This is a genomic window from Geobacillus sp. CCR, from assembly GCF_052906625.1.
In genome coordinates, this window is sequence record NZ_JBREBQ010000006.1 from 1 (window position 1) to 11770 (window position 11770).

11 protein-coding genes are annotated in these 11770 nt (G+C 56.1%); all 11 read right to left on the minus strand.

What is annotated here, in order from left to right:
• Positions 1-267 precede the first annotated feature (267 nt).
• A complete protein-coding gene (gene murA / locus ACVBDQ_RS04595; protein WP_021321920.1) occupies positions 268-1572 on the minus strand; it encodes a UDP-N-acetylglucosamine 1-carboxyvinyltransferase in 1305 nt (434 codons plus the stop codon).
• Between the two features lie 31 nt (positions 1573-1603).
• Complete coding sequence (locus ACVBDQ_RS04600; RefSeq protein WP_011232809.1) at positions 1604-2359, minus strand: YwmB family TATA-box binding protein; 756 nt, start codon at positions 2357-2359, stop codon at positions 1604-1606.
• A gap of 260 nt (positions 2360-2619) precedes the next feature.
• Complete coding sequence (locus tag ACVBDQ_RS04605; protein WP_014196942.1) at positions 2620-2859, minus strand: DUF1146 family protein; 240 nt, start codon at positions 2857-2859, stop codon at positions 2620-2622.
• 378 nt (positions 2860-3237) lie between these two features.
• On the minus strand, positions 3238-4731 hold the full coding sequence (nuoN, locus tag ACVBDQ_RS04610) for an NADH-quinone oxidoreductase subunit NuoN (RefSeq protein WP_023633284.1): 1494 nt from the start codon (positions 4729-4731) through the stop codon (positions 3238-3240).
• 4 nt (positions 4732-4735) lie between these two features.
• Entirely contained in the window at positions 4736-6313 is a 1578-nt protein-coding gene (locus tag ACVBDQ_RS04615; protein WP_446663057.1) for an NADH-quinone oxidoreductase subunit M, read from the minus strand.
• Complete coding sequence (nuoL, locus tag ACVBDQ_RS04620) at positions 6310-8163, minus strand: NADH-quinone oxidoreductase subunit L (RefSeq protein WP_025039089.1); 1854 nt, start codon at positions 8161-8163, stop codon at positions 6310-6312. Before nuoL ends, ACVBDQ_RS04615 begins: the two co-directional genes overlap by 4 nt.
• Positions 8164-8180: 17 nt before the next feature.
• Positions 8181-8486: an NADH-quinone oxidoreductase subunit NuoK gene (gene nuoK, locus ACVBDQ_RS04625; RefSeq protein ID WP_011232815.1), complete on the minus strand. Its 306-nt coding sequence runs from the start codon at positions 8484-8486 to the stop codon at positions 8181-8183.
• Complete coding sequence (locus tag ACVBDQ_RS04630) at positions 8483-9004, minus strand: NADH-quinone oxidoreductase subunit J (protein WP_446663058.1); 522 nt, start codon at positions 9002-9004, stop codon at positions 8483-8485. The genes nuoK and ACVBDQ_RS04630 overlap by 4 nt, the downstream gene beginning before the upstream one ends.
• On the minus strand, positions 9001-9420 hold the full coding sequence (nuoI, locus tag ACVBDQ_RS04635; protein WP_013146600.1) for an NADH-quinone oxidoreductase subunit NuoI: 420 nt from the start codon (positions 9418-9420) through the stop codon (positions 9001-9003). The genes ACVBDQ_RS04630 and nuoI overlap by 4 nt, the downstream gene beginning before the upstream one ends.
• Before the next feature lie 249 nt (positions 9421-9669).
• Positions 9670-10671 carry an NADH-quinone oxidoreductase subunit NuoH gene (gene nuoH, locus ACVBDQ_RS04640; protein WP_011232819.1) on the minus strand — a complete coding sequence of 334 codons (1002 nt, stop codon included), beginning with the start codon at positions 10669-10671 and terminating at the stop codon, positions 9670-9672.
• The gene (locus tag ACVBDQ_RS04645; RefSeq protein ID WP_014196947.1) at positions 10668-11768 is read right to left on the minus strand and encodes an NADH-quinone oxidoreductase subunit D; all 1101 of its coding nucleotides are present in this window, start codon (positions 11766-11768) and stop codon (positions 10668-10670) included. The genes nuoH and ACVBDQ_RS04645 overlap by 4 nt, the downstream gene beginning before the upstream one ends.
• Positions 11769-11770: the final 2 nt, after the last annotated feature.

Consider the following 11770-nt stretch of genomic DNA (forward strand, 5'->3'; position numbering starts at 1 on the left):
TCGTTGGGTAGTCGTCAACCTGCCCCCTGATGCAACCCCAAGTCAAGGAAGGAGGACGAAGTCCGTTTGCACTTCTGGGGAGTTGCAAGCCCCCACTTCAAGCGTTAGCTAAGTGGGGGTAGTTGACACAGACGGTCTTTCTCTGAGCTTCAAAACAGACCGTTAGGAACGAACGGTTGTTTTTTACCGTCCTTCGACGGTCGCCCGTGTTCCAAGAAAAAACGACCATTCCCTGCTCGAAGGCAGTTCACGGTCGTTTTTTCGCCATTATCCGTTCCATTCGATCGCTTGGATCGGGTCGAGTTGTTCTGTTTCTTCCCGAACGCGTTCAATGTCAGCGCCAAGCGCGGCCAGTTTTTCATGAAAGCGGACATAGCCGCGGTCAAGATGACGAAGCTCGGTCACGCGCGTGTAGCCGTCCGCCGCAAGTCCAGCCAAAATCAAAGCGGCGGCAGCGCGCAAATCGGTGGCCGCCACTTCGGCGCCTTGCAGCTGGCACGGGCCATTGATAATGACGGAACGCCCTTCAATTTTAATATCGGCGTTCATGCGCCGGAATTCCTCCACATGCATAAAGCGATTTTCAAACACCGTCTCGGTGATCATGCTCGTGCCTTCCGCTTTCAACAAGAGAGCCATCATTTGCGACTGCATGTCGGTCGGAAAGCCCGGATATGGCATCGTTTTAATGTCGACGGCTTTCAGCTTTTCCGGACCGATGACACGCAAGCCGCTTTCCTCTTCAATGACGGTCACGCCCATTTCTTCGAGTTTAGCGATCAGCGAGCCTAAATGTTCCGGAACGGCTCCTTGCACGAGGACATTGCCGCCGGTGATTGCCGCCGCCACCATAAACGTGCCGGCTTCGATGCGGTCCGGAATGACCGTATGCGTTGTGCCGACGAGCTCGTCAACTCCCTCGATTCGAATCGTTCCGGTGCCGGCGCCGCGCACTTTGGCGCCCATCGCGTTCAAAAAGTTCGCCAAATCGACGATTTCCGGCTCTTTCGCACAGTTTTCGATCACAGTCGTGCCTTCCGCGAGCACGGCGGCCATCATAATGTTTTCCGTCGCCCCGACGCTTGGAAAGTCCAAATAAATTTTGGCGCCGCGGAGCCGTCCGTTCACTTCCGCATCGATAAAGCCATTGCCGACTTTCACAGACGCGCCCATCGCTTCAAATCCTTTTAAATGTTGATCGATCGGGCGCGAGCCAATGGCACAGCCGCCCGGCAGCGCCACGCGGGCTCGGCCGTTGCGCGCCAACAGCGGCCCCATGACAAGCACCGACGCGCGCATTTTTCGCACATATTCAAACGGCGCTTCCACCGTCAACGGACCGGTGGCATCGACGGTGACCGTCTCGTCGGCAATGTGCACATCGGCGCCTAAATAGCGGAGCACTTCACTGATTGTATATACATCGGAAAGAGCAGGCACATCATGAATCGTACTTGTTCCTTTCGTAGCCAATAAAGTGGCAGCGATGACAGGCAAAACGGCATTTTTTGCGCCTTCCACTTTGACGGTGCCGCTCAACCGGTTTCCGCCACGGACGATGATCTTTTCCAAGGTATTCCCCTCCGCGTCCAATTTCTCTATATTAGTATTCAATGGTAATGATTGGGGTTCCAGCAACGACGCGCGTCTTGCCGCCCAATTTTTCTCTCAAGGCGAGTTGCAGGTTGATCGGCTGATGATTGGCGGCCGGGAGAACGTTCTTCCACTGCCCAGTATATGCAGACAGGGAAACGAGTGACTCTTCCCGCAGCCACTCGACAGGCGTCGCTTGAAAATCGCGAAGCAATTGAGAAGCTTGATCGAACAAACCACCTTCCATATTACCACTGAACTCGCCTTCAATACAAGCGAAAAATGTAGAGTGATTCACAAATAGTCCGTTCGTCGTTTTTTGAATGTGCTGTGCTGCTTCTTTCCACCCAGCTTGGCTCCACGTTGGGCCGGTCGCTTCATAGAGGATATACGTTTGCGGCGTTCCATTTGTGACGGTCATCACGAGCTGGATTTGTTCACGAAAAAAGGAATGTTCATTCGTGCCGATCACTTTTTGCCAATGGCTAGTTTGGTGGAACGTCCAGCGGAAGGAGCGGTATGTTTGTTTGAACTCCGCCATTTTTTTGAAAAAGTCCGCATCATTTTGAATATCGTGGGCATACTCTCTTGTGTACACGACCCAGCGGCCGAGCGAGGCACCGTGTTGCGCCAATGTGTGCGCCATCATTTCCAACGGTTCGGACCATTCGTTCCCCCGCGCGCCTTCCGTCCGGTATTGCCCTGCGGCCAACAACAAGACCGCGGCGGCCAGCGCCATCAGCCAACAGATTGGATTTTTTCTCATCTTCGTTCCCTTCCTCTCCTTACTTGTTATTGTTGCCACCGGGCAAGGGAACATACGTCAAAAAAATCGACAACCGGCGATTTTTGAAATCGCTTTCATAAATAAACATCAAAGCGGAGGGCAAACAGCCGAGAATCCATGGAAGAAGGGGACGGGACGGGGAGCAAAGAGGCGGCGGCAAGAACGGATCGGCCGGACAGAGGGCGGGGCAAGCGGACAGTTGGAGGGGGAGCCGAAGCACCACGGCGCCCCGGGCCTCCCTATTCGCGGAACAAATACGGCAAATCGGTTGACCAAGCCCAATAGTCAAGGAAAAAGTTCGCCACCGTCGAGCCGATGGCAATCGTCAATAAAATGTACAGCAGCCGCCCTTGGACGACGCGGTTCGGCCGAAGCAGCACCTCGAGCCGCACCGCCTGCAGCGTCCACCACGTCACCGCTAGAAACGCCAAATGAACGATAATCGAAATCAACGCTTGTTGGCCGATGACCAGCATCATCAAGTTTCACCTCTTTCTCAAGCATATGTGAAACGGCGCATACGAAGCATTTCCTCTTTTTCGGAACGCGGCGTGCAGCCAAAGCACTTCATGCGTTTCGAAAACAGATTAAGCGTCGCATGACAAGCTCTTCTCCCCCGAAACAGCACCGGCCGCACATCCAAGGTGCTCCTCGTCCCGAAACAAAGCCAGCGGGATGAGCATTCCCCTCTTTCTATGAAAATGCGCAGGCCTTGAAACTTTCATGCTAGGTGGAAAGCAAACATTGCTCGATGGAGCTTTCCTGCGCAAAGCACGCAGCGCATCCCCTCCTTTCCAAACGAAGCCGGCGGCGCAAAAAAAGAGGAGAGGCATTCTCCCTCTCCCTTTATTCTACCGTTACGGCAAAAAATCGCCAAAATGCCCAAACTGGGCAAGCATATCGTAAGCAAGCCCCGGCGCCCAGCCGATCGCCAACGTTCCAAGCGCGCAAAGAACGACGGCGGTCGACAGCCCGGCCGGCAGCCGGCCAAGCGGCGCGGTGAACGTCGGGCGGAAAAAGAGCTGGACGATCAAATTGAAATAATACACGTACGAGATGACGGTCGTGATCGCCATCACGGCGGCGAGCACATAATGGCCCGGCTCTGTGACGACAAGGCCGATGAAAATATGCAGCTTGGCGATAAAGCCAGCTGTTCCTGGGATGCCGGCGAGCGAGAGCAAAAACAGCCCGAACGCCGCAGCCAGAAATGGGCGGTGCCGATATAAGCCGGCGAGCCCATCCAAATCATCGGATCCGGTTTCATTGACAATATGGGCAATAATGGCAAACGCCCCGATGTTCATCAACGTATAGACGAGCAAATACATCCAGAGCGAATCGATCATCGCCCATGACATCGCGGCAAACCCCGCGAGCAAGTAGCCGGCGTGGGCGATGCCTGAGTAGGCGAGCAGCCGCTTTAAACTCCGCTGCCGAAGCGCCACGACGCTGCCGATGATCATCGTCAATCCAGCTAACACGGTGATGATCGGCTGCATCGACAAAAGAAGCGATGATGGGTCACGCCCTTCAGACGGCGCCGCGGCAAAGATCGTCACCAGCAAACGGAGAAGAAGGGCAAAGCCGGCCGTTTTCGACACGACGGCAAAAAACGCGGTCGCTGGAACGGGCGCTCCTTCGTACACGTCCGGCGCCCACATATGAAACGGAACAGTCGCCAGCTTAAACGAAACGCCGATGAGCAAAAGCAGAAACGCCAAAGCAAGCATGTACGGCTCGTTCGTCTCCTGCAAGCGGCGCGCGATGCCGCCGAGATTCGTCGTTCCGGTCAAGCCGAACACATAACTCATGCCAAACAGCATGATGGCGGTGGCGATGCCGCCATTGATGACGTATTTGAGCGCCGCCTCGTTCGATGCCGGCGCCGTTTTGCGCAAACCGGCCAAAATGTAGGACGACACCGAAAGCAGCTCAAGGCTGACAAATAATGTAAGCAAATCGCCGCTAGACGCCATCATCATCGCCCCAAGCAGCGCAAACAACATCATATAGACAAATTCGCCGCGGTGCGGACTGCCTTCTTTCGGCGCCCATTCGGCCACTAAAAGCAGAGCGAGCGCTCCGCCAGCCAGCAAAATGAACTTGAACGCTTTGGCGAACGCATCGAGCCGGAACGTATCATGCAAAATCGATGCCGACCCGGCCGGGATCATCGCCGCTGTCGCGATCATGGCGAGCGCCGCCGCCGCCGCGGCGCCCCAAGCAAGCGGCCGGCGGCTTCGATCACTCGGCAGCGCCAAGTCCATCACCAACAGCGCTATGGCGGCCGCGAGGACGATCCATTCGGGCGCCATCATGCTCCAATCGGATTGCCATACATCGTTCATGTGATCAACCCCCTAGCCCGTTCATCATCGTCTTGACGACGGCCGTAAGCGGCGCGGCCAATAGCTGTGGATAGACGCCGACGGCCACGATCAACGCGACGAGGATGAACGCCGGCACAGCTTCTTTTCCTTGCAAGTCAACGACGCCCCCTTGCGGTTCACCTAGGCTTGCCGCAGATGCTTGCGGCTCACGCCAGCCCATGACCGCTTCCCGCCGGTCGCGGGGGCGGCCGAACGTGATATCAAGGACGGCTTTCAGCGAATAGACAGCGGCGAAGATCAATCCAAGCGCACCCACGGCGGCAAGGGCCGGCTTCGTTTGAAACAGACCGAGAAACGACGTGAATTCACCGACAAATCCCGCCAGCCCCGGCAGACCGAGCAAGGCGAGCGCCGCTGTGAGCAAATACCCGGAAAAGAGCGGCATCGCTTTCGTCAGTCCACCAAGCCGGTTGATGTCCGTTGTTCCCATTCGATGAGCGAGCACGCCGACAAGCAAAAACGACAAGGCCGAGATGAGTCCGTGAGCCACCGATTGAAAGACCGCTCCTTGAATGCCGGCCTCATTCAACGCACCGAGTCCGATGAGCACGATCCCCATATGCGACACGCTTGAGTAGGCGAGCACGCGCTTCAATTCGCGCTGGCGAAGCGCCAACAGCGCGCCGTACAGCACGTTGATGACGCCAAATAGAGCGAGAACGCCGGCAAACGAGCGGAACTCATCCGGAAACAAGCCGACCCCGAAGCGAATCATCCCATACGCTGCGATTTTCAGCAACACCCCGGCATGAAGCATCACCACCGGCGGCGGCGCTTCGACGTGGACGCGGATGAGCCAGCAGTGGAACGGAACAGCCGGCAGCTTGACGGCAAATGCCAACAACAGCCCGCCGAGCAGCCAGCGACGCCCTTCCTCCGTCAACGGCGCAATCAGTTGCCCTTCCGCCGCTGGATTATGTAACATTTCATGAAGCAAGGCAAAGTTCGCTGTTCCAGTTCGGGCAAGCAGCACCGCGATCACAACAAGCAACAAAGCCGAGCCGAGCCCGTTGTACAACAAGTAGCTGTACGCCGCCCGCTCGCGCTCAAACCCGCCCCACTTGCCGACAAGCAAAAACATAGCGACCAACGTCACTTCTAAGAAGAGGAAAAACCAAACGAAATTGGCGGCGGAAAATACGCCGAGCATGCCAATCTCAAGCGCCAGCAGCCAGAGAAAATACCCTTTTTTCTCCGTTTTGACAAGCATCGACGCCAAAGCGGCCAACGTCGCCAACACCGCGGTCAGAACGATAAAGACAAGCGACAGCCCATCGATGCCGAGCTCATAGCGGATCACATACGCCGCGTCCGTCAAAAATGGCAGGTCAGCAAGCCGCACCCAGTCCCGCGCTTCGTCGAGCCGCTCGAGGCGAAACCCGCGCCCGGACTGAATGAAAGCAAACAACGCCAAAATGAGCGGCGGTACGGTGGCAGCCGTTCCGAGCCATTGAATCATTCGTTCATCCGTTTTGCGGACAAACATCAGCAACACGATGCCTAACAGCGGCGAAAAGACGAGCAGCGATAAAAACATCATAGCCAGTACCCCCCTGTTAAGGCGAAAATGACGACCAAAATCGCCAATCCGGCCACCGTCACCGCCCCATACGTCTGCGCCTGCCCGTTTTGCCCGCGCGACCCAGCCGAGGCGGCCGCGCCGACAATGCCGGCGGCAAGCCGGGCGAGCCCTTCAACAAGGAAGCGGTCGACATACGTCAACAGGCGGCTGATCCATGACACAAGCGACACGACCGTCAAACGGTAAATGTCATCGATGTAGTAATGACGGCGCAGCAGCTCATCAACATACGGAACACGCGCGGACAGCCAATCGCGCGGCATTTTCTGCGCCCCGTACATCAGCCAAGCGAGAAAAATCCCTGCAAACGACACGATCGTCGCCAAAACAGCGATCCATCCCGGCGCCGCTTCATGACGATACGCTCCATCCGTCAACCATTCGCCAAGGAACGAGCCAAACCATGGCGTTTGCATGTATCCGGATGCAATCGACAGCACGCCGAGCACAAGCATTGGCGCCACCATCGAGGCTGGCGCTTCATGAGCATCCTCATGATGCCGCGCTTTGCCGGCAAAGACGAGGAAAAAGAGCCGGAACATATAAAACGACGTCAACAGCGCGGCAGCGACCGCGAGCCAAAAGAGGAGGCGCGGCCCGTTCGTCCAGGCGGCGGCCAAAATTTCGTCCTTGCTGAAAAAGCCGGCGAATAGCGGAACCCCGCTGATCGACAGCGCCCCAATGAGGAATAGCGGCGCGGTCCATGGCAGCCGCCGCCAAAGCCCGCCCATTTCCTCGATGTTTTGCGTACGGACGGCATGAATGACGCTCCCGGCGGCCAAAAAGAGGAGCGCTTTAAAGAACGCATGCGTCGTCAAATGGAAGATGGCCGCGACATAGCTGCCGGCGCCAAGCGCCAACATCATATAACCGAGCTGGCTGATCGTCGAATACGCGAGGACGCGCTTAATGTCCGTCTGCACCAAGCCGATCGTCGCGGCGAAAATCGCCGTCACCCCGCCGATCGTCGCCACAGTCATCATGGCTGCATGGCTTGCCTCATACAGCGGAAACAATGCCGCCACAAGGTACACACCGGCCGCCACCATCGTCGCAGCGTGGATGAGCGCCGACACCGGCGTCGGGCCTTCCATCGCGTCTGGAAGCCATGTATGGAGCGGAAATTGCCCCGATTTGCCGATGGCGCCGATGAAAATCAAGATCGCCGCGAGCGTCGTCATCCCCGGCGACAGCGTCCCGTCGCCGACGGCGCGGAAAATGTCGTCGTAATCAAAGCTGTGCGTTTGCCAAAAGAGCAACATCATGCCGATGAAAAAGCCAACGTCGCCGATGCGCGTCATGATGAACGCTTTTTTCGCCGCCGCTTTTGCTTCTTCCTTATAGAAGTAAAAACCGATCAGCAAAAACGATCCAAGCCCGACGAGCTCCCAAAAGATGTACGCCTGCAGCAAATTCGGCGACAGCACAAGACCGAGCATCGCAAACGTAAACAGGCCCAAATACGCGTAAAAGGTGGAAAACCGTTCATCGCCAGCCATGTACCCTTGCGAATACACATGGACGAGCCAGCTGACGAGTGCGACGACGACGAGCATCCAAGCGTTTAGGGCGGTGGCGGAAATCCCGACCGTCAACGTCACGCCGCCTATCGTCATCCATGTCCAGTTTGCCTCATACGTCGACCCGCCGAGGCGGTCCACAAGCACCGCGAGCGCCAAAAGCAGCGACAAGAACGCCGCGGCGATGCCGACATAGGCGCTTGCCTGTTTCCATCTCCGTCCGAACAGCAGCAACAGAATGAACGAACCAAGCGGGAACAGCGGCACGACCCAAGCTAGGTTCATCATCGTTCCCATCCCCTTCTCTAATGTTTCAACGAATTGGCTTCATCGACTTGAACCGTCTTCCGGCTGCGGTAAAAAGCGATGAGCGCAGCTAAGCCGACGGCTGCTTCCGCCGCCGCCACGGCGATCGCAAACAGCGCGAACACATGCCCGTGAACGCTGGGATGGGCGCCGTATTTGGCAAACGCGACGAAATTGATGTTAACCGCATTTAACATCAGCTCAATGCAGATGAGCACAATGACCGTATTCCTCTTCGTGAGCGCCCCGTACAGCCCGATGCAAAACAAGATCAGCGCCAACGCTAAATAGGCCGATAATGTCATTCGTCTTCCGCCCCCTTGCCGTCTTTTTTCGCCAACACGATCGCGCCAATTAAGGCGACAAGCAAAATGACAGACACGATTTCAAACGGAATCGTATAATACGAGTAAAGCAACTTGCCGATCGCCTTAGCGTTGTCGCCCGCCAGCGCGCTGCCGTCAGCGCCGAAGTCGAGCTGGCGGATGCCGAAGTAGACGGCAAGGCCGAAGGCGATGACGGAGAGGGCGGCAACCGCTTTATGCCAGACGCCGCCGGTGGTTTGGCGCTCCCTTTCGTCTGTGTGATGGCGCGTCAGCATGATCGCAAACAGCATGATGATCGTGATGGCTCCGGAATAGATGAGCACTTGCACAACAGCGACAAATTCGGCGTACAACAGCACGTACAGCCCGGCAATGCCCAAAAATGTCATGACGAGGGCGATGACCATATGGACGACGTTCGTCAGCTGGAGCATCGTCACTCCCCCGGCAATCGCCGTGAGGGCGAGCAAGAAAAAGGCGATGTCCGTTCCGCTCACGGCTTATTCTCCCTTCTTATGTTCGTATCGTTTTCATCAAGCCAGGCCAAATCTTTATACAGAGCGTCGCGGCTGTATTCCGCGAGCTCAAAGTTGTTCGTCATGACAATCGCTTCCGTTGGGCATACTTCCGTGCACAAATCACATAAAATGCAAATTTCAAAGTTGATGTTGTACGTCTCAATCACTTTCCCTTTTTTCGTCGGATCGGGATGTTTTTTCCCGGTCAGCTGGATGCATTCGGTCGGGCAAATGTTGACACACTGGTTGCACACGATGCATTTTTCGGGATAAAATTTCTGGATGCCCCGAAACCGATCCGGGAGCGGGAGCGGTTCGTGCGGGTAATCGTACGTCACTTTTTCGCGCGTCAACTCTTTTAACGTATACGCCAATCCTTTCATCAACCCTATCATCCGTCTACCCCTCTCATGGGAAAAGTGGCGTTCCGACACGACCTCTGCCCGAAGAAGGAGGCCATGCTCATGGGCGGCTGCCCCCTTCCTGGCAAGACAAGTTGCTTTGTTTCTTTAGAGGACTGGCGAAAAACGACCGATTTCGCCGAATCCGTTGCTTTTGGTTGAAAGAGAGACGTTGATTTTACAGGACTTCTCAATTTGAGAAAAGTCCGTTTTTCGCGACTTTTCACTAAATCACCGGCTTTTTTAGAAAAACCACGCTTTAACGACCGCCGTCAGCACAATGTTGACGAGCGAAAGCGGAAGCAGCACTTTCCAGGCGAACTCCATCAGCTGGTCGGCGCGCACGCGCGGAAATGTGGCGCGAAACCAAATGAGGACGAAAACAACCGCACAAAACTTCAGCGCAAACCAGACCGCGCCAGGAATCCAGCCGAGAAAGGCGACCGGATGCCAGCCGCCGAGAAACAAAATCGTCACAAGCGCCGCCATGGCGAACAAATACACATACTCGGCGAGCATAAAGAACGCCCAACGGAATCCGGAATATTCGACATGAAAGCCGGCGACCAACTCGGACTCCGCCTCCGGCAAGTCAAACGGCGTCCGGTTCAACTCGGCCACCGCGGCAATGAGGAAAATCAAAAACGCCAACGGCTGGGCGAAAATGAACCAGACGTCTTTTTGCGCCGCAACGATGTCGACTAAATTCATGCTTCCAGCCAAAAGCACGACGCCAAGCGCTGACATGACGAGCGGAATCTCATAGGAAATCATTTGCGCGGCTGCCCGCATGCCGCCAAGCAGAGCGTATTTGTTGTTTGACGCCCAGCCGCCGGCGACAACGCCGACGGTCGTCAAGCCGGAGACAGCGATATAATACAGAAGGCCGACGCCAATATCGGCGAACCGGAACGCATCGGTAAACGGCAATACCGCCAACACCATAAACGACGGCACAAAGGCGATGATCGGCGCCAGCACGTAGAGCGGACGGTCGGCCGCTTTCGGGATCGTATCCTCTTTCAAAAGCAGCTTCAACACATCGGCAACGGTTTGCAGCAGTCCGAAGCGGCCGCCGACTTGGTTCGGGCCGATGCGCCCTTGCATAAACCCCATCACTTTCCGTTCGGCCAAAATGCCGTATGTGACAAAGGCGAGCACAACCGCCAAAAGCAGCGCCCCAAGCCCGAAAAACAGGGCGATGTTCGACCAGCCAGGCGTGGATTCAAGCCATTGTTCCATCATCCGTCGACCTCCCCAAGCACAATGTCAATCGACCCAAGAATGGCGATGACATTGGCCAAGTTTTCCCCTTTGAGCAGCTTCGGGAGTATTTGCAAGTTGTAAAACGATGGGCGCCGGAATTTGAGGCGGTACGGCTCTTTTTTGCCGTCGCTCGCAATATAGCAGCCGATCTCGCCGCGCGGCGCTTCGATGCGGACAAATGTCTCACCCGGCGGCGCTTTAATGATGCGGGGCACTTTTCCCATGATCGGCCCCTCAGGCGGAAATTGCTCGCACGCCTGCTCGATGATGCGGAGCGACTGTTCGATTTCCGCCATCCGGCATTCATAGCGGGCGAGGCAATCGCCGCCCTCGCGCACCGGCACGTCAAAATCAAAGCGGTCATAGATCGAATACGGTTCATCTTTGCGCAAATCCCATTTGACGCCGGTCGACCGCAAGTTGACGCCGCTCAGCGAATAGCTGATCGCCTCTTCTTTCGTATACCGCCCGACGCCGGTGACGCGCTGGCGGAAAATTTCATTGCCGGTGACAAGCTCATGATAGCCGTGAAGTTTCTCCCGCATGTACGGAACGAACTGCTTCACTTTGTCAATCCAACCGTCCGGCGCATCCCATTTGACCCCGCCGATGCGCATATAGTTGAACGTCAACCGCGCTCCAGACAGCTCATTTAATAGATTAATAATCATTTCGCGTTCGCGGAACGCGTACAAAAACGGGCTCGTCGCGCCAAGGTCAAGCAAGTACGTCCCCCACCAGACAAGGTGGCTGGCGATCCGCCCAAGCTCCATGGCGAGAACGCGCAAATATTCGGCCCGCTCCGGCACTTCAATGCCCATCATCGTTTCGACCGCATGGCAAAGCACATAGTTGTTCGTCATCGCTGATAAATAGTCCATCCGGTCGGTGTACGGGATGATTTGCGTATATTGCAGCCCTTCGGCAATTTTCTCCGTTCCGCGATGCAAATAGCCGATGACCGGTGTCGCTTCTTGAATGATCTCGCCGTCAATTTTTAAAATGAGGCGGAACACCCCGTGCGTGCTCGGGTGTTGAGGGCCGACGTTTAAAATCATTTCTTCTGTGCGCAGCATCA